This window comes from Rania fehmarnensis, assembly GCF_056494185.1.
Genome location: NZ_CM151398.1, coordinates 369,661 through 389,206, shown reverse-complemented (window position 1 = coordinate 389,206; position 19,546 = coordinate 369,661). Strand labels below are relative to the sequence as shown.

Annotated in this window: 14 protein-coding genes; 5 read left to right on the top strand and 9 right to left on the bottom strand. The window is 56.3% G+C overall.

Translation table 11 applies throughout. The features are described 5' to 3' along the window. Nucleotides 1–90: 90 nt before the first annotated feature. The 5 genes from SH573x_RS01420 to ispH form a co-directional block, all read right to left on the bottom strand. Entirely contained in the window at nucleotides 91–738 is a 648-nt protein-coding gene (locus tag SH573x_RS01420) for an RNA polymerase sigma factor (RefSeq protein WP_479352507.1), read from the bottom strand. 82 nt (nucleotides 739–820) lie between these two features. Beyond that, on the bottom strand, nucleotides 821–1,705 hold the full coding sequence (locus SH573x_RS01415) for a bestrophin family protein (RefSeq protein WP_479352506.1): 885 nt from the start codon (nucleotides 1,703–1,705) through the stop codon (nucleotides 821–823). Between the two features lie 240 nt (nucleotides 1,706–1,945). After that, entirely contained in the window at nucleotides 1,946–3,250 is a 1,305-nt protein-coding gene (locus SH573x_RS01410) for a dihydroorotase (protein WP_479352505.1), read from the bottom strand. A gap of 133 nt (nucleotides 3,251–3,383) precedes the next feature. Then, nucleotides 3,384–4,361, bottom strand: coding sequence for an aspartate carbamoyltransferase catalytic subunit (locus SH573x_RS01405; protein WP_479352504.1), 978 nt, complete (start codon nucleotides 4,359–4,361; stop codon nucleotides 3,384–3,386). Between the two features lie 105 nt (nucleotides 4,362–4,466). After that, a complete protein-coding gene (ispH, locus tag SH573x_RS01400) occupies nucleotides 4,467–5,402 on the bottom strand; it encodes a 4-hydroxy-3-methylbut-2-enyl diphosphate reductase (protein ID WP_479352503.1) in 936 nt (311 codons plus the stop codon). 189 nt (nucleotides 5,403–5,591) lie between these two features. Here ispH and hpnC point away from each other — a divergent pair, with 189 nt between their 5' ends. The 4 genes from hpnC to SH573x_RS01380 all read left to right on the top strand — a co-directional run bounded on the left by hpnC (nucleotide 5,592) and on the right by SH573x_RS01380 (nucleotide 9,405). Next, complete coding sequence (hpnC, locus tag SH573x_RS01395) at nucleotides 5,592–6,464, top strand: squalene synthase HpnC (RefSeq protein ID WP_479352502.1); 873 nt, start codon at nucleotides 5,592–5,594, stop codon at nucleotides 6,462–6,464. A 74-nt stretch (nucleotides 6,465–6,538) separates the two neighbouring features. Beyond that, nucleotides 6,539–7,522, top strand: coding sequence for a phytoene/squalene synthase family protein (locus tag SH573x_RS01390; protein ID WP_479352501.1), 984 nt, complete (start codon nucleotides 6,539–6,541; stop codon nucleotides 7,520–7,522). Next, nucleotides 7,515–8,891, top strand: coding sequence for a hydroxysqualene dehydroxylase HpnE (gene hpnE / locus SH573x_RS01385; RefSeq protein WP_479352500.1), 1,377 nt, complete (start codon nucleotides 7,515–7,517; stop codon nucleotides 8,889–8,891). The genes SH573x_RS01390 and hpnE overlap by 8 nt, the downstream gene beginning before the upstream one ends. Nucleotides 8,892–9,183: 292 nt before the next feature. Further along, nucleotides 9,184–9,405 carry a hypothetical protein gene (locus SH573x_RS01380; RefSeq protein ID WP_479352499.1) on the top strand — a complete coding sequence of 74 codons (222 nt, stop codon included), beginning with the start codon at nucleotides 9,184–9,186 and terminating at the stop codon, nucleotides 9,403–9,405. Nucleotides 9,406–9,603: 198 nt separating this feature from the next. Here SH573x_RS01380 and SH573x_RS01375 read toward each other — a convergent pair whose 3' ends face one another. Continuing rightward, entirely contained in the window at nucleotides 9,604–11,091 is a 1,488-nt protein-coding gene (locus tag SH573x_RS01375) for a deoxyribodipyrimidine photolyase (protein WP_479352498.1), read from the bottom strand. 178 nt (nucleotides 11,092–11,269) lie between these two features. On the opposite strand from SH573x_RS01375, the gene SH573x_RS01370 reads away from it, so the two are divergent. Next, nucleotides 11,270–12,325, top strand: a complete 1,056-nt coding sequence (locus SH573x_RS01370; RefSeq protein ID WP_479352497.1) for a prepilin peptidase — start codon at nucleotides 11,270–11,272, stop codon at nucleotides 12,323–12,325. A 2-nt stretch (nucleotides 12,326–12,327) separates the two neighbouring features. On the opposite strand, the gene SH573x_RS01365 is transcribed toward SH573x_RS01370, so the two are convergent. The 3 genes from SH573x_RS01365 to SH573x_RS01355 form a co-directional block, all read right to left on the bottom strand. Beyond that, nucleotides 12,328–13,644: a hemolysin family protein gene (locus tag SH573x_RS01365; RefSeq protein WP_479352496.1), complete on the bottom strand. Its 1,317-nt coding sequence runs from the start codon at nucleotides 13,642–13,644 to the stop codon at nucleotides 12,328–12,330. Between the two features lie 131 nt (nucleotides 13,645–13,775). Further along, entirely contained in the window at nucleotides 13,776–15,191 is a 1,416-nt protein-coding gene (locus tag SH573x_RS01360) for an FAD-dependent thymidylate synthase (RefSeq protein ID WP_479352495.1), read from the bottom strand. A gap of 37 nt (nucleotides 15,192–15,228) precedes the next feature. Then, nucleotides 15,229–19,425 carry a hypothetical protein gene (locus tag SH573x_RS01355; protein ID WP_479352494.1) on the bottom strand — a complete coding sequence of 1,399 codons (4,197 nt, stop codon included), beginning with the start codon at nucleotides 19,423–19,425 and terminating at the stop codon, nucleotides 15,229–15,231. Nucleotides 19,426–19,546: the final 121 nt, after the last annotated feature.

Here is a 19,546-nt window from a genome sequence, read left to right as displayed (position 1 = left end):
GCGCGTCGCACTAGCTCTGCCGAGCCTCACCACTCCCAAGTTCTTTCGCTCGATGAAGTAGCACAAGCAAAAAACAAGCTTGAATCTGGCTCAGAATTGATCTGCACTCTTGACAGTACGTTTCCAGATATCGGCGAGTTTGCGGATGGCCGTGTGAACGCGACTTTTTACCGTACCGACCGGGACATCCAGAATGTCTGCCGCGTCACGGTATTGGAGACCTTGCAAATAAACCAGCTCAACCGCACTGCGGCCCGGCTCGCCCAATTCCTCCAAAGCGGCGCGAATTTGCTCCGACTGCTCCTGGCAAATCAACGGATCCAGCACACTGCCGCGATGGTCGGGAAGCGAACCGGCATGGGTCGTCTCGCGTAAGTCATTATACGAGCCGGTTGTATCCAGGCTCTTGTGACGACGACGCTTTTCGCGGCGTTTCAAATCGATGGCTTGATTGGTCGCCACTCCATAGAGCCATGGTCGAAAGCGTCGGCTGGCATCAAAGAGCCCCGCCTTCTTGTGAACTTGGAGAAACGTCAATTGAAACGCATCTTCAGCCAATCCATCATCACCAAGATATCGGCGCAAGAAGCTGAATAGCTCGATCTGATAGCGTCGCACCAGCGCTTCCAAACTCGCCCGATCCTGAGTATCGCGATAAGCGATCAATAACGCTTCGTCGCTAGCGCTCTCGTATTCGGCTAGGATAGGCTGCTCAATTTGTTGGCTGGGAGGAGACATGCGCGGGATCCTTCTGCCTGAATGGAATGTGGCCTGGCCACCCCCAAGATTGTAATCCAAGTGCTGCAGACAATGCAAACGTTTAGGTCTCGCGGAAGATCTCAGTCGCGGAAAGATGAATTGTGCGGCACATCCCATCCAAGTCCAAATCGTCGTCGTCATAGCCAAACGGCTCTTCGACGTGCTCGGCCACGATCTCCAATCCAAGCATAAAATACGCAGTCATCGCCGTCAGGGGAACCGTCCACCAGCCAAAATCTTGCACAATCCCCCAGGGCAGCGTGAACAAAAACAGCATGACTACTTGTCGGGCAAAGACCCGGTAGGAGCGAATAATCCTGGTTTTTTGAATCCGTTCGCAGGCTCCACAAATGTCCATCAGCCTCAAGGCCTCAGCGTCGATCACCCGCAACTCGTCACCATCGATGGCTCCGCTAGCTTTCCAAGACCCCATCAGTCGATAAAGTTCATCGACAATTGCCAGCGGCGCATGAGACAAGCTGACCGGCTGCGGCTCGGCATAGGGCTGCGGGCGCTGGCTGGGAGTTGATATCAACCCCTCGGCAATAATTTGCGCCGCCGGTTCTTGGCGCAAATGCAGTTTCAACGCAACCGCGAAATCCGTAACCAGTTGCCGGACTTTCTGTTTGTCCGCAGCCGGCACCGAACCCAAGCGCGAGATCTTCAGCGATAGATTGCGCGAAGCATTAATCAGCGCGCCCCATAAGGTCCGAGCTTCCCACCACCGCGCATGGGCGGTGTTGGTGCGAAAGACCAACAACCAGCCCACAATGAGCGACAAGGCGGCATGCAGTTCAGGCGCTGTGTCACCATACTCGTGATATGGCGACATCTCTTTGATCATCGGCAAACAACTATACAACCCCGTCAGCGCCGCCAACGTCAGCACATACGACAGCGTTCGGCCCGACCGAAAGTAATCGCGCAAGATCGAATATCCAAACATCCTCGTCGCCGTACTCCTCTAGCCATGTGGCATAGGCTTCCAGCCTGTGTATTGGTGTGGCATAGGCTTCCAGCCTGTGTATTGGTGTGGCATAGGCTTCCAGCCTGTGATTATTCTTTAGCCAGCCTCAAACTCCGTGACGCAACAAGGAATACACAAACCTGAAAGGCTGTGCACACAAATGCACACAGGCTGGAAGCCTATGCCACATGCACACAGGCTGGAAGCCTATGCCACACTCTACGCTAACACAAATTTGCGTTGGCCGCCGACCCAGGTCATCACCGCCCGCCCGATCAGCTCTTGGCCCAACAGCGGCGTATTACGGCTGCGCGAACGAAGTTGGCTCGGTTCGACAATCCAGCGGTGTTCGGGATCGACCAAGGTAACATCGCCAGGCTTGCCCACACGCAACGTACCGGCATCGATATCAATTACGGCAGCGGGACTGGAGGACATGCACTGGATCACGCGTTGCCATGAAAGATGACCCGGTCGAATCAAACGCGTGTTGATCAGCGACAAGGCGGTATCCAACGAAGTAACACCAAAGGGAACATTATCGAGTTCCTGCATCTTCTTTTCGAGCGACCGTGGTTGATGACCGCTGCTGATCAAATCCACAGTTCCATCGCGGACCGCTTCTAAACACGCGTCGATGTGAGCGCGATCGCGCAGAGGCGGATTGACTTTGTAGTTGGCATCAAACGTCCGCAGGTTCTCGTCATCGAAACACAAGTTCATCACCCGCACTCCGGCGGTGACTTGCACTCCGCGAGCCTTGCTGCGCCGCAACAGCTCGACCGAACCGGCCGTCGAGATACTGCTTAGATGCAAGCGACCACCGGTGGTTTCCAGCATTCGCAAGTCACGAGCAGTTGCCAGATCTTCGGCTTCAGCTGGTAGTGGAGCCAAACCCAAAACCAATTGGGTCAGCCCCTCATGCATCACGCCGCCATGCGTCAGACTGATAACTTCGGGTCGATCGAAAATAGGTCGATCGAACATCAAACAGTATTCAAGAGCACGTCTCAACAAGGCTGTGTTCTCGATGGGCCGCGGTACATCGGACAGCGCCACAGCCCCAGCTTCGACCAGCGAACCGATCTCCGCCATCTCTTGGCCCGCGCGATCTTTGCTAACACAGCCGATCACATAGACGCGACAACGATCCGCTCGCGCCGCCTTCTGCCGCACAAACTCGACCGCGGCGGCCGTGTCGATCGGTGGATCCGTATTGGGTGTACAAGCAATCGAAGTGAAACCGCCAGCTAGCGCAGCCAAGGCACCGGTGAGTATCGTCTCATCTTCTTCGCAACCAGGCTCTCCCAGTTCGACGCCCAAATCAACCAGCCCAGGTATCAGCAGATGACCGCGAGCCTGAACGCGCTTGGCAAAGGCCGGCACATCGCCATCGATCGGATCAATCGCGGCGATCTCGCCATCAACCAATAACAATCGGCCCACGCGATCCAGATCCTGCGCAGGATCGATCAAGCGTGCATCTTCAATCAACCAGGCTCGTTCGCGGCCTTCAGTGGACATACCTCTCCTCTAACTCTGTGTTGGTTCAGCTGGAGCAGCGGAATACATCAAACATTTCGTGCCCACCGTTTCGAAGGCCTCACCTCGAAAGCCTTGACGGCTTCCGCTACCAATTCCTTCGCAGGCTGGAACTCTATGCCACATTGGGCTTGCCTCCGACCAGCAGCCAGAGGGCGGCCATGCGGATGGCGATGCCATTGGTGACTTGTTGCAGGATGACTGAATGCGGGCCGTCTGCGACTTCGGGTGTGATTTCCACGCCGCGATTGATGGGTCCCGGCGCCATGATCAAAATGTCGGGCTTGCTATGCCGCATACGCTCCGAGTTCATGGCATACAATAGTGCATATTCGTGAACTGAGGGAAACGGCCGAGTGGCTTGACGTTCGAACTGAATGCGCAGCAAGTTCAGCACATCGCAGCGCGGCAAGATCTCGTCGAGGTTATAAGCCACTTCCACACCAAAAGTCTCCCATTGTTTGGAGACCAACGTAGCTGGCCCACACACAATCACATGCGCGCCTAACTTTTTAAGCCCCCAGATATTCGAGCGCGCGGTGCGCGAGTGCGCAATATCGCCGACTAGCGCCACGGTCAGCCCCTCCAGCGAACCTCGCTTCTGACGAATGGTCAAAATGTCCAGCAACCCCTGTGTGGGATGTTCATGCGGACCGTCGCCAGCGTTGAGCACACTGCAGTCCATATGCCTGGCCAATAAATGCGGTGTGCCGGGCGCACTGTGCCTGACCACCACCGCATCCACTCCCATGGCTTCGATCGTCTTGGCCGTATCGATAAAGGTCTCGCCTTTGGCAACCGATGAACCACCAGAGGAGAACTCGATCGTATCGGCCCCCAGTCGCTTGGCCGCCAACGAAAAACTGTTACGTGTGCGCGTACTGTTTTCAAAGAAGACGTTGGCGATCGTCCGGCCGCGCAACAAACTCAGCTTTTCATGCCGGGCAGAGAAGGCGGCCTGTAGTTGCTCGGCCGTGTCCAGCAGCAGAGTTATCTCATCCGCCGTCAATCGTTCCAGATCCAGTAAATGTCGATGAGTCCAGTGAGCCGGATAAGTTGGCAAAGGCACATCCTGCTCGTCTACAACATTCATGGACCGCGATTCCCCCAAACACACCCGGCGATCAATATTAGAAACTGGGCAAGATTGTATGTTTGACAGGGGAAGTGTGAAAGACCTCAGCGCGCGGCCGCGTGCTCAGCCCACCGTGGCGGTGCGCAGCGGTTTAGGTAACGGGAAGTGCACTTCTTCTTGACGAATAACGCGCTCTTGGACTTTAGCGTCAAAGCGCTCGACCAGCCAGGCGATCGTTTCTTGAACCACCGATTCTGGAGCGCTAGCCCCAGCGGTGATCAACACGTTTTCATCGCCCTTGAACCAAGTGGGATCGATATCCTGAGGACCGTCGATCAGATAGGCAGCTTTGTTCGTCTCGCGACCAAGTTCGCGCAAGCGTTGGCTATTGCTGCTGTTTTGACTGCCCAACACCACCACAACATCGGCTTCTTCGACCAGCAACCGCACGGCTTCTTGTCGATTCTGGGTGGCGTAACAAATATCTTCTTTGGGCGGACTCTCAATCCAGGGAAAACGCTCGCGCAAGCGATGGATGATGCGATTGGCGTCATCAACGCTGAGCGTGGTTTGCGTCAGATAAGCCAGTTTGGTATCGGGTGTAAAGCTGAGTTGGTCGACGTCCTCTTGGTCTTCCACCAAGATGATCGCTTCGGGCGCTTCACCCATCGTGCCTAAAACTTCGTCGTGACCATCATGGCCAATCAGAATAATGGTGTAACCACCTTTGGCGTACTTGATGGCTTCCAGGTGGACTTTCGTGACCAAGGGGCAAGTCGCATCGATGGCAAACAGCTTGCGTTCGCGAGCAATGCGTCGAATCTCGGGCGACACACCGTGAGCCGAAAAGAGTACGGTGGAACCGGTGGGTACTTCCATCAGTGAATCGACGAAGACCGCACCTTTGTCGCGAAAGGTGCGAACCACGTACTGGTTGTGGACGATTTCATGATAAACGTAAATCGGGACACCAAAGCGTTCGATCGCCAGGTTCAGGCTCTCGATCGCCATGTTGACACCAGCGCAAAAGCCGCGCGGAGCTGCCAGAATTATCTGCATAGTTTCAAACGCTATGGTGGTTTCGGTTGGGCATGGACGGCTAGGCTCCGGCCCCCTACCCTACTGAACCGGAAAGTGTCGCCGACGTACAATTCGTCTCACTATCTTTATTATGACGAAAGCTGATCAATTGTGGGGACGAAACGCTGGGTTTTTTCGCGTGAACTGGGGAGATTCGGTCCTGCGGCAATGCAGGGTCTCGCGATTTCGCCGCTGCCGCTGGACCAGTGCCAGGCGTACTGCCGCTGGGTAGCGCAGACGCACTACGAAAATTTCCAAATCGCCAGCCGCCTCTTACCGCGACCGTTGCGCCAGCACTTTCATAACATCTACGCCTATTGCCGCTGGTCAGATGATTTGGCAGACGAAGCCAGTTCGACCAGTGAAGCCACGGAGTTGCTCAAGTGGTGGCGCGGCGAAGTGGACTCGCTATTTAACCACCACGGTTCGCACCATCCGGTGTTGCGCGCACTCGAAACCACGATTCGTCAATACGAGTTACCCAAGAGACCCTTCGCCGACTTGCTTAGTGCCTTCGAGCAAGACCAGGTTCGGTTTCGCTACGATAGCGTGCAGTCGCTGATCAACTATTGTCAGCGTTCGGCCGATCCTGTGGGGCGTTTGGTGCTAGGGTTGGCCTACGCGGCGGACGATGCCGAGAACTTGCGGCTGAGCGATTCGATCTGCACGGGTTTGCAACTGGCCAACTTTTGTCAGGATATTTACCGCGATTCCCAGTTGGGCCGCATCTATGTGCCTGAAGAACTTTGGGGGCGGCATGCGGTCGATGAAGCGATGATGGTACGCGGCCAGTCGACGCCGCAGTTGGCTAGTTTGCTGGCAGAATTTGTCGGGCTAGCGCGACGTTATTTGCTCGCCGGTGAACCGCTTGCCCAGCGCGTGCCGCGTTGGCTAAGCCTGGATGTGCGGCTGTTTCGCGCCGGCGGGCTGGCCATACTCGATCAGATCGAGCGCGCCGGTTACGATGTCTGGTCGCGGCGGCCGACGGTGGGCAAGTGGCGCAAGGCACGCCTACTGTTACGCGAACTGATTCGGAAGTAATCTTTCGCCTGGATGGATTTCTCCAGGCGGCAAGTGATGCAGAATCTCGACCTCGGCTTGAGCGAAGAACGACTTTGGGAAAGACACTGAGCCAAAGCTATGACTGGTGCTATCGCGTAGCCCGCGGCAGTGGCAGCAGCTTCTATCGCGCGTTCTGGTTGCTGAACAAGCCGCAGCGTATGGCCATGTTCGCCTTGTACGCCTTTGCGCGCATCACCGATGATTTGGGTGATGGCTCGAGCACTGAAGCTGGAGTATCGCTGGAGCCCGACAAGCTTGACCTGGAAGCTTCTGCCAAGGCCGCACGCCTGGCTGCATGGGGACGATTGTTGGCCGATCACTTAGCCGAGTCGGTATCACGCTCGGGGCCGAGTGATATCGACGCGGTCACCAGTGGCCTGGAATTCAACTTCGACAAGTACGATCGACTCTGGCCAGCTCTGCGCGATACGGTGGTCCGTTACGGTGTGCCGCCTTCGCTATTGCAAGAACTCGTAACGGGCGTGGCCATGGATGCTGGACCGGTGCGATTTGCCGACTGGGCTGCAATCGATAACTACTCGTATCATGTCGCTTCGACGGTGGGCCTGGCCTGCACTCGCATATGGCAAGCAGCCGATACTTTGCCTAAGACGCCAGCGATCGATTGTGGTTTAGCCTTTCAGCTGACCAATATCTTGCGAGACGTACGCGAAGATGCGGCTCGCAATCGCATCTACTTACCGGTCAGCGAGCTAGAGAAGTTTGGCTGCGATGAAACCTCGTGGTTAGCCGGCCAACCGCAAGGCGACTGGTCGGGACTGGTCAACAGTGTTATCCACCGTGCGCGCGGACTCTACGAGAGCGGCAAACATACGATCGATCATTTACCGCGGCCCGGCAAACGTATCTTCGGATTGATGTGGTCCACCTATCATCAGTTACTCAATACACTCGATCGACACCAATCCGAATTATGGTCACCCCAACGGCTGCGTTTATCGGCCTGGCAGCGCACGCGGTTGCTGCTAGGCGCGCTTGCCTCCACACCCAGTTCCAAGAGCCTGGGCCGTGGCTGATTCTGCAACCGCCGAAACATTTGTGATCATCGGCGGTGGATTGGCCGGTTGCACCGCTGCCCTCAGCCTCGCGCGGCGGACGCCCCAGCCACGCATCGTGTTGGTCGAAGCTAAGAGCCGCTTGGGTGGTCGCGTTGGATCGTATACCGATCAGGCCAGCGGGCAAACGATCGACTACTGCCAGCATGTGGGCATGAATTGTTGCACCTCGCTCAAACAACTGATCCAGTGGCTCGGCCAGCCAGCGCAGTGGCAAACCCAACGCGAGCTTTATTTCTATGGGCCCGAGCAACAACGCCAGCGCCTGCGTGGCCTCAATTGGCTGCCAGCACCATTGCACTTGAGTGGTTGGCTCTGGAGCTGGCCGGGCTTGAATCTGACTGAGCGATTTCAAATCGCCCGTGGCATGCTAGCCATCAACCGCGTACCACTGACCGGCGATCGAGCTGCAGACCTGGATCAGGTCTCGGCGCTGGAGTGGCTAAAGTCGCACGGTCAGTCCACCGGCGCTTTGGAACGATTCTGGGGAACGATCATCGTCAGCGCCTTAGGGGAACAATTGGAGAGAGTGGGTTTGCTGCCCGTGGCCAAAGTATTCCAAGATGGTTTCCTGCGCTCGCGCGATGCCTGGCACTTGCTCGTGCCCCAACGCCCACTGAGCGAACTGTTCGGAACACAGATGCTGGCTGCTCTACGAGCTCAGCGCGTCGATGTACGCCTGAATACCACGGTCGACAACATTCAATGGCACGCGGCTCAAGCGCAACGCCTGACTCTTTCCAGCGGTGAATCGATCGAACCGGATAAAGTTGTGGTGGCAGTGCCTTGGTACGCAGTGCCTGGTCTTCTGGAAAGCTGCCCAGATGCACAAGTGCAACAGATCGTGGCTGGATCGCGACAACTAAGTAGCTCACCGATTAGTGGTGTGCACACTTGGTGGGATTGCGCCTGGTTGCCCACGCCTCACGCGGTCTTAGTCGGACGACTTTGCCAATGGATCTTCCCGCATGCGTGCGCCTTAGAGACTGCAGATGTGACCAGCGATGTAGCTAGTAATGTAGCTAGCCATGAGCATTACTATCAGATTGTAATTAGCGCTTCGCGCAGTTTGCCTAAAGGCGATGTAACCACAGTTCGTCAGCTGATTGAAGATGACATTCGGGCGATCTTTCCTGAAGCTCGCGATGCGAGACTTCTGCGACTGCGCGTGGTAACTGATCCGCTGGCTGTGTTTGCAGTGGGGCCAGGTACGATGCAACTGCGACCAAAGGCGGGCAGCCAAACTGGCAATTTAATCTGGGCTGGTGATTGGACGGACACGGGTTGGCCGGCCACGATGGAAGGCGCCATTCGCAGTGGGATGCTATAGCTCTGTTCTCAAATTGCATCAAGTTGTGTCGTATTGCTGCTGCACATTTTGGCAGGGCACGCGAACTGGGAAATTTATCGAAAAATATTTCCTAACCAGAGCATGTGACATTTCGCCAATGTTTTTCGGTTAAATGCAAAAGGGCTGATCCAATTTGCTCATGCCGACCGATGGATTCGGCATCAGAATTGCCAAGGTAGGCATGAACCTGACACGCCTCGCGTGCGTCCAAATAATCGGACCCGAGAGGAACTGTCGTTCGGCCCAGGCATTTGAGTTAAGGCGCACTGTCATGACTAATTACGAAGCCAACAATTCCAGCAGCGCCACCCGTTCGGTTGCCCCCACTTCTGCGTGGCAGTGGTTAACCGATCGCCTCCCCTCCCAGGGGCTGGAAAATCTTGATTCTTGGATAAGCTCTGACTTAGCAGTGCTCGAGTCAGCTCTCGAACACATGGAATCGCCGCGCAGCCGCCAACGCGACCTGCGTCAAGAATTTTCGTCCGGCCGCTAAGCCGACGGCGTTAGCCGCGGTTGAACTAAGCCGACGGCGTTAGCCGCGGTTGTTTGCTGGCGTCACCGTTTGAGTATGTACGCACGAGGCGACGCGAATGACTAGTGGTTCGTACGGGCTGCGGTACCGTTGGGTTATTACATCAAAGCTACGGCTGCGCCGCAGCACTCCAAAAAAACCGGGGCTAACGCCCTCGGCTTAGGCGAAGCGCTTTAAGTACTCTTTCAATTTCACTTTCTTGGCAGTGTTCTCGCTGCTCATGTAACGGATTTTGCCGTAGATGGGACGTTCGGGGCCCCAAGCGCGATCGTAGCGGCCCAAGACCCAGAAGATGCCGCTGTACGAATTGGGATCGCGACCATCTAGGGCGTACTTGTTATTCAGTTCGAGCATCCAGTCGAGGGCGACTTGCGCATTGGGCGTCCACTCCAAGAAGCGTTTGCCCCAGAGCATGCGCAGGTAATTGTGGATGCGACCTTCGCTGACGAGTTGCCGTTGGGCTGCGTTCCACAGTTGGTCATAGGTGCGGCCCTGTTCGAGCTCCTCAAATGAATACAGCTTGGGTCGTTTGTCCGCTTCGTGATCGGCCAGGGTTTTGCGAGCCCACTCGGGTAGCGATTCATAGCGATCATAGTTCGGCTCGCGGTAGCACATGTTGAAACCGATCTCGCGCCATGTGCAGAGTTGATCGAGTAAGGCTTCGGCCGATGGTCCCGCGTTCCAGAAGCCCTCCATACTGCCGTTGGGTTTGGCCAGCTTGTCCGGCGTCCATTTCACTTGTCGCATGATGGACCAAAAGACCTCGTGTGCTGAAAGGTGTCCGAAGTGCAAATAGGGTGAAAGTTGTGTCGAACCCGATTTGTCCGGATCATTGCGATCCTCGTTGTAATGATCCAGTTGGCGAGAAACGAATTGCCGGAGCTTGCGCCGGGCGGTGTGCCCACCACCAATTTCAGCCACTGGTATCACATCGTGATTGATCGGGAGCATGGACAATCCAGGCTCGTCCATCAGTTCGTAGAACTTGGCCTGCGGCCAGCGCTGCATGACGTGAAAGGGGAACTCTTCGACTGTCATCCGCGGGATACCGGCACACGAACGGGCCAGGAGCGGATTTTCGTCGGGCGACCGATCGAGATACTTGGGGATGATCTTCTGCATGGCGCGGCGATACGAATGGGCCACAGTGAATGTCCGATCCCAGGCCCGCAGCGGGATCAGGCAGTTGCTGTCGACCACTTCTAAGCGAGCTGACAGAGTTTTCGCGGCGATCTTGAGCATCTGCGGATAGAAGAAGCAGGGATAGTCGTCGGTGACTACCAGGCAAGCCTCTTTGGAGAGAGCTTCGATCATGCCACTGCCCCGGCCAGGCTCGGGTTCGACATAGGGATAATAGTGCGCCATGGTCTCGGCGATCTCCAAGCCGTTGTCCATCATGCCTTCGATGATAAAGCTGTGCAGGCGATCGCTGGCCCACTGATAACGCACGCGCAAGGCTTCGACGATTAGAATGGGACGCTTGAGCTCTTTGGCCCAATCGCGGACGCGTTGCAGAGCAAAATTGGAGCGTGTGCGCCGCGCGGCGGTCATCCAATACAGGATGTATTTTCCATCCTGCCGCACCGGAATGTCGTTGGCTTGAACCACGCGCTGGTCATACAAGTCCGAATGAATTGAACTGGCCATAGCTGTTTCCTGGTTGTCGGTAATCGACGCAGTGTACTGCCGTATCTACAATCATGTCAGCCGCCGGCGCATCAGCCGCGGATCTAGAATCCTCAATATTTTCCTCGCCGCTTATCCCTGTTACCAGCAACCGTTCAAGCCTGCCACGCATGTCCGACCTGGGCTCATTGAGTACTTCATGCCGCGTCGCCGTCGATTTCGCCTGAACTACCCGCTGTTGGCGGCGCAGGCCGTGTTGTTGTTGGTGATAGGTTCATACGTGGGGTTGGGTGTCCTGTCAGCCTGGCTGACGACAAAACCCTCGGGGATGTCCAATACGCTGTATTTGGCTTTTGTGGCTAAATGTCTCGATGCCACGCTGGCAGTTTGGTTTTTTGCAGTTGGCGCTTCGATCGGGTCGTTCTTGAACGTAGTCGCCTATCGTTTGCCACTGGGCAAGACGCTGGGCGGCCATTCGGCTTGCCCGTTTTGCACTACACCGATTCGCTCCTCCGATAATATCCCGGTGTTGGCCTGGCTGCGACTGCGGGGACGTTGCCGTACTTGTCACTTGCCCATTTCGATTCAGTATCCGCTCGTGGAACTGGCGGTGGGCCTGGTGTTCTTGTCGATCTACTTCACCGAGTTTGGATTAGCCGGCACGAACTTGCCAGGCTCCGGTCGCTCGCCCCAAAGCTTGGGATTGGTGTGGATGTCAGTCAGCAACCTGCTCATCATCCGCATCATCCTGTACGCCTATGTGCTCAGTGGCTTTATCGCTGCGGCATTGATGATCGTGCGCCACAGTCGTCCGCCACTGTCCCTCTATGCCTGGTTAGGCCTGCCGCTGGTCATCGCGCCGGCTATCCATCCGGCACTGGTGGTTTTGCCTTGGAATGGAGTTCGAGCGGACAGCATCATCACACACGTCGATGTGGTCCTAACTCTGGCGTGTGGACTGGCCTGCGGCTTGGTGACCAGCGCACTGACTGTACCGTTAATCTACCGAGTCCGTAACTCAGAGGGCGACATGTCGACTGTAGATGCGAACCAAAGTCCGCTCGCCTGGATCGGCACAGCTGTCTGCGTCGGGTTGCTCTTAGGCTGGCAATCTGTGCCCATGGTGGTGGGCGCAGCCATGGTAATTGCGTGGTTAGTGCCACGCTGGCGCGATCCAGTGATCTGGGCCTGGCTCAGCCTGCTGGTCTTTCGAGCCAACTGGAAGTGGATCGTAAATCTGAAATTTGAATTTTGAAATTACGAATCGTCTTCCACAGGCCTGGTGATCTTCAGCCTCAAGCGCGTGACGCGATCGTCGGCCACGGCTAGCACTTTGGCTTCAGCGACGCCTAGATCGATAACATCACCGGCAGTGAGAATGCGCTCGGCCACATCCATCAGCAGGCCGGCCATCGTATCGACATCGGCATCGCCGAAGGACAACTCCAGCTGACTTTCGACGTCGCCCACCGCGGCACTGCCTTGGATAATGTAGGCTTCGGGTCCATCGGGAACGATTTCAGGATCTTCGATATCAAACTCATCGGCCACATCACCGATGATCTCTTCTAAGACATTCTCCAGAGTGACCACACCGATAATGGTCCCGTATTCGTCGATCACAAACGCCAAGAGTTGATGGGTGCCTTGAAAGTGCCGCAGCAGTTTGCTGATCGGCATGTTCTCGGGCACTTTCTTGGGCGGTCGCATGATCGAACGAAAGTCGAAACTATCGGCGATGGGCCGACCGACCAGGTCTTTCACATGGATCACGCCCAAGACTTCATCCAACGATCCGTCGCACACGGGGTAACGCGTGTGCTTGGTCCGGCGCATCATGTCCAAGATCTCGGAGATCGTTTCATTGATATCGATGAAGTCGATTTCACCACGCGGGACCATGATGCGGCGGCAGACCATATCATCAAATTCAAAGACCGCATCGATCAAGCGATGTTCCGACCGCGTCAAGTTGCCGTGAATGTGGGCTTCGCGCAGCAGAGCTCGAATCTCTTGTTCGGTATAGGGAATATCTTGTTCGCCCGTTTCGCTCAGCCCGATCGAGCGCAGCAGAAAGTCGGTCGAGGCGCTCAGGGCGGTCATCAATGGATAGGTAGACAGATAGAAGATCTTCAGCGGGACCGCGCACCACAGCAGCAGTACTTCGGGCTGGCGGATGGCAAAGATCTTGGGCGCTTGTTCGCCGACGACCAGGTGTAGCGAAGTGATCACGGTGAACGAAGCAATAAAGGCGATCGCGTGCACTACGGTCTCGGAAGTGATGCCCATGCCTCGCAGGACTGGCTCGAGCAGGGCTTCGAAAGCCGGTTCGCCCACATAACCCAAGGCCAGCGAAGCCATGGTGATGCCTAACTGGCACGCCGACAGCGATCGTTCGAGCCGTTCGGCCAACCAGCGGGCCGTTTTGGCGAAGAGGCGTTTGGCAACGACCAGCTGTTCGATGCGGCTGATCCGAATCTTGACCAGCGAAAACTCCGCTGCCACGAAGAACCCGTTGATAGCCACCAATAACAAAGCCACCAGGATTCTAATGAGCGAAGACCACTCGGACATCGATGTTCAAAGTTGAAGGTTAGTAAGGTACCCAGACACAGCGCCGCCCCATTGTAGCCGGAGAACCGCTCGTTGTGGGCGCAAATGCTACGAAAGGGAAATAGCCCGTCACTTCCGCCGGGCAAAGCGCACTATTCCGGTTCGGCCGTACCTGCTCGGACGTACTGGGCCGTGGCTGGAAAACGCTGGTGCCAGAGCTCCAGGGCTTCGGCCATACGGGCGGCATATTGATAATGCGACCCCAAACCGGTGCGCAGTTCGGCTTGATACAGAAAATGGTTGGCCGTGGTGGTGTGTTCGTAGAAACACTGCACACCCATCGGTAGCCAATACAGAAACGCTGGATTGCCTGCGAGCAACTGTTGATATCCGGCTTGCGCCGCAGCAATTCCTGCCTTGCGCAAGCTGCGCAGGCCATTGCAAATATCTTGCAGCGACGTATGAGCCGCCTGCACGCGCTGGACTTCATCGTCGGCCAGGTAGGTTCCAATCGGGGCCAGCGTGAAATACTTGGAACCGGTGCGATGCCGATTCAAATCGCGAATCTCTGCCAGCGGAATCGCTTGCCACCCGAAGCGGACGGAGGTGCGCTGCAACTGCGAGCCTATAAAATCGTAACGGCCGCGATGAAACTGGACGGCTTGGACTAAATCAGTTTCGCTAATACCGCTGGGCAACATCACATCCAGGAACGGCCGACTGCTTGCGGGGCCCTGCAGAGAAGCGGGATCGCTTTGCTGAGCAACTTGGACGCTGCGCTCGAACTCTTGCCTGGCACCAGCTGCGTAACTGTCATCGAAGCGGGCATGACGAATCAGCCGCGGCGCCACGCGGGCGAGTTCTTCACGCAAGCGGTCGGCCAACTGCCGACACTCCGATAACTGCTCGGAGGCCAGTTGTTTTATCAGCGATACCCAACCGCGAGCGGACATCAGCAGCATGACGTTGGTCATCGATGACATTGGCAAGTAATACCGCGCTCGATCAAAGGCAAAGTTGCGACAAATGCGTTCGACCTTGCGTTTGTCTTTGGCATCGGTCGACTCGATCAGGCTGGCCGGCAAACGCAACAGCGATGGCTCGCGACGGGCAGCCTCGTTCCAATATTCCAAGGCTTGTGCATATGCCGCAAAACAATCGGTCAACACCGCGGCATACTGACCCTGCATCGTCTGGTCGATGTACTGCGCATCGCTAACGGTGGCCGCGGCGCTCAGTTCGATGTACCGCGTCGATGACTCCTGACCGCCAGCGGTGGGCGAGGCCCACCACATGCGCAGGGCTAGCCACAACGAAACGCGATCGATGAACATGGCCACAGGCACCATATCGGCGATCGATTGATGACCATAGTCCACCATGCGAAAGATCGAATCGACCGCGGCATCTTCGTTATTGGAATCGACTTTGGCAAGGATAGCTGACAAGCCCTCACCGTTGCGCGAGTAACGCGCTCCGCAGGCGGCCAACAGTTCAGGAGTCAAGGCAGGTGCGTTGGCATCAAGGAGTGCTCGGGTCGGTTTGATGCCCACGCAGGTGACTTGCATGTCGATTGCTTTCTTACAAGAACAAGGACGTATTGGTCTATTCCGGCAGATTGCGTTTGCCGGCTGAATTGAGTTGATCGACAATCTGTTCGGCAGACACATGACGATAGGCGACGGCCGAATCGTACTGCGGGCGCTGCGAGAACCCGCGCTGACTCTCCAGCACGCGATCGACCTCTTCTTCCAGAGCCGCCAACCACTGCGGTATATCCAGGCCGACTCCCGTGGGTTGTTCCATCATCAACTTGCACTCGTCGATCAACAATTCAAAGCTGTCGTTGGCCTGGCCCGTAGCGCTAAAGTAGCGCACAGCCGGCCCGACCAGTGCCTTCATGCGATCGATGGTCATCGGTCGCGTGAAGCGTTCCTGCAGTCGATCGGCCACCGTCGGCATGCGCATCGCATATTTGGCTTGCAGTTTGCCCAGATGTTCCAAGTACAGCTCGGCTTCGCTGCCAATGCGTTCGGCGAGCGCCCGACGCCACTGCTGGGCGCTCAAGTGACATCCACCGCGGACCAGTACCTCATGCGTCCAAAAGATCGGCCGCAGGTTCCAGCACACGCGATCGTAACGCACGCGCAACCGTAGAAAATCGAGCAGCATGTACAACATCTCGCCACGATCGGATTGCGTGGTCGTGCTGTTGTAATCGCGATACTCACCGTTGTGATCGATGATGGCTTCTAAGACGACACCCAAGAGATGCACGGCGTTCTCGCGAGGAATGATACCCTCCTCGATCGCATCGATCAGCGGTTGTACTTCTTCGCTGCCACCATCCTCGATGACTTTCTCCAACCACTTATCGACGCCTTGATGCAGAATGGCGCGCACGTTACCCAGCCGCAAGAAGTTTTGCGTAAACAGCGGTGCGCCGTAGCGCTGAATGAAATCGACCAGCTGCTTCCAGCTCTTCGTATTGTCGACCATCTCCAGCACGCTCAGGCGCAAGGTTCGTGAATGGGCCAGCCAACTACCCAGCAGCACTTCGGTCAGTTGCTGCAAAACCGAAATCAAATCATCGCCATTAGGCTCGAGGTCACCCAGCGAATCTCCATCGTGCTTGTCCAAGTCGGGCACTTCCAAGTGCTCCACCATGTCTGGCTGAGAGAGTTGCAGTTCCAGGATGCGCCAGGCGTAAGCATTTTTGACGACCGAGCGCACCATAGCCTTGTAGGCCAGTTTGAACATGTCATCAAACTCAGTGATCGCGCCGTTGCCGACCGGATTCTGATGCTCCATATACCGGGCGGTTTCAATCAACTGGCACGCTGCATAAAACAAACCTTGACGAGGCAACCAGACCAGCAAGTGCGAGAGCACTCGGCGGCGCAGACGCACGGCGTAGATTTGTGCCGGATCACCCAGTCGCGCCAGTGGTATGTAGAGCAAGTACTTGGGTCGCAGCGCGGCTAGCAGTCGTGGAAAATGTCGTTCGACTTGTTCGTGGTCGCCTTTGAGCAAGAATCCAAAGATCTCCACTGCCAGGCGATCGTCGTCGGTGAGCGACGAGATGGCGTTGAGCGCATCGCGACTGGCCTGGCCGCTGCTGTGTAACGTGGCCAGCAACATGCGTCGCGAGTCGGCAGTCTCTACCGCCGTGGAGATGATGCGATCCAGCAGTGACTCTTTCAATACGCGCTGCCGATCGTAACGCGACATGGCTTCTAGATCAGAGCCGGCTTTCGAGATGTTGTAGTCTTTGACTTCGCTCAGCAGCCCACTCAAGCCCTTGCCATTATGCGAAGCCTGCTGAGCCCATTGTTCAAGCGATTGCAAACAGCGCTCGGCCTCGGGTCCGCCCTGCTGAATTTGCTGCCGTACATGAGGGCTAAGGGCTGCGGTCTTCCAAATCTGCGCCAGCGCGCTCAGGAAGGTTAAATGTTGACCAAGCCGATTGGATTCCAGCAGCAGTTCGTCTTGATTGTCGCTGCCTTCGTCAGCCGTCTCACTTTCGTGACCGTCATCGGTTGAATCGACAAACGTCACCTCGTCGTAAGCGGCATCCAGCATACCGCCTTCGGTATCATCGTCGTCTTCACCTTCATGATCATCGTCATCGTGATCTAAACCCGACACGCTCATCTCGTCGCGCCCGCGCCGTGGTTTGCGTCCCAGCGATGCCAATAGGAATCGTGGTGGTTGCAGGAAAGCACCAGCGTTCGACTCCAAGCGATCGATGAATTTCTGCGCCAGCGACCAATCCAATTGAGTCTTATCAGCTGCTGTGGATGGCGCTGATGGATCGGCGGTTGGCTGGGCCAGTGGATCGCTCAACTTGGTTTCCAAGCGCTGCAACCATTGCCGAGCCAAATCAGAAAACGATGCACCGCCCGATTGCAAACCAACTTTCTCGGCTTCGCTGAGCCAATGAATCAACAGCGACATGGCCGCCACGAAATCGTGACGATCTAGCAGCGATTCAACCACCAGCGCATACGCTTTGGGTGAATTGAATAGCTCAGCATGCGGTTTCCAGAAGCCCACATCGCCGGTAGCCGATCCGCCCTTGTTCCAGAGCGCTAAGGCTTTGGAAACCAACTTGGCCGATTCGTAAGTTTCGTGAGGATCGGTCGCATTGACTTCACTGACTTGATGCGCGGCAAACTGATGCCACCAGTTGGCGTGTTCGCGGAAATTGCGTTTGGTCAGTTCACACAAGTCTTCGCGACCAGCGCCGGCCGCTTCGCGCCAAATGCGCGATAGCAAGGCAAAGATCTGCTCCATCAAGGTGACCAGATCTTCGACGCGATGATCGTGAACCGCAGAGTCAGGTCCATGAAAACGCGAAAAGTTGCCACTAAAGCCCAGGATATTCCACGGATCGACGATCGCGCCGCAGCCGACAGCGCGGTGGACCCAGTCCATAATCTGCGGAATAACCTCCGCCGCTTCGTCCAAACGTCCCGCTTGTAGGGCATGATTGCCAGTGGTCAGCAAGCAATCGATCGTGGCGATCAGCCGAGCCGAAGGTACCGAAACATAGTCCGATTGTTCGCGGGCAGCTTGCGCGTGGCCCATGCGGGCAAACAGCCGCGCTAGTTGCATATGTTCGAGTTGACTGGCACGCTGCCGAGCCAAATAGGTATTCAAATGTTGCCGCGCGCCGCCGAAGGGCTGACGCCGAATCTTTTGCTCTTCCAGCAATCGTTCGGCATGTGGACCAGAAAGCGTATCGAGAAACTGCTCGTAAAATTCATCGCGATACTGGGCGATCGGACCCATCAAACTGCCGAGGGTAACCACGGATGAAAATGTGGCTGGACCGCTACCGCTAATCCCGGAACCCATCAGCATGGTACCCGCCAATACGGCGGCCGCTTCCATAACCAGTTCGTCGTGTGGCGAGGACTCTTCGAGCGTGCGGGCCAAGAGCGCATCGAGCGTAACTTGCTGAATCACAAACCGGCGATAGTAGCCCGATCCATCAATCAAGTTCGGATCCCACTGTCCGAAGTGATAATTGGGTCGACGATTGACCGGATGATCAAAGTCGTAGGCCCGCATATCGAGGGCCAATTCGTCGAGCATATCGAAATCGAAGTAGGCTCGTTGCAAGAGATGCGGGTCGCAATTGCGCAAGATCTCCAGCGCTTGCATAATAATCTTGTAGTACGGGCCAGAGGTTACCCCAGCTCCAGCTATATACAGCGGCATGGGCCGCGACCATTCGTGCGGATACGGCTCCAGACGCCGGCCTTCCAACACCGCAATCGGTCGATGGCCCACAAAGTCGTTCAATGTGTCGAGCGCGCCGCTGACGATGCGATCCAGTTCGTCCCACGGTCCGCTCTGCTGCAACACGGCTTCGATCGCTCGGCCCAGGAAGAATCCGTTGAACAGCCCTTCCCCTTCCTGATGGAACAGCAGATCGCGGTGAAAATCCAGGTAAGCGGGTAAAAACTCCATCCACACTACTTCCAGCGTGGCGGTCGCCTGCGTGCAATCGGCAAAAGCCGTATTGGTTTCGGGCAGCTTGCCCAGTTGGTCGCCCAGCCACTGATAAATCTGGATGTAGGCGGGAAGACCTTCGAAGGGCGTTCGAGGAACCGCTCGACCGTAGAGGCGATTGAGAGCTGCCAGCGTCTTGATATCTGGCTTGCCAGCCGAGAAGTTCAGATAGCCCAGCACCTGCGTAAGGTCAGAAACGAATTGCGCATCGTCCTGCAATTGCACCTGTTCCACGCCAGTCACCGTGCCAGTAGGCAGTTTGCTTGCAAAAGGATGAGCCACTCCGCCAATCCGCTTGACCCATCCATGGCGTGATACTCACTTTAAGTGCAAACATGCCACCCATACTGGGCAATTCAAACGGCCGTCGTCTCGGGCTCTCGGGGCTTGAGAGTCAGAGGGA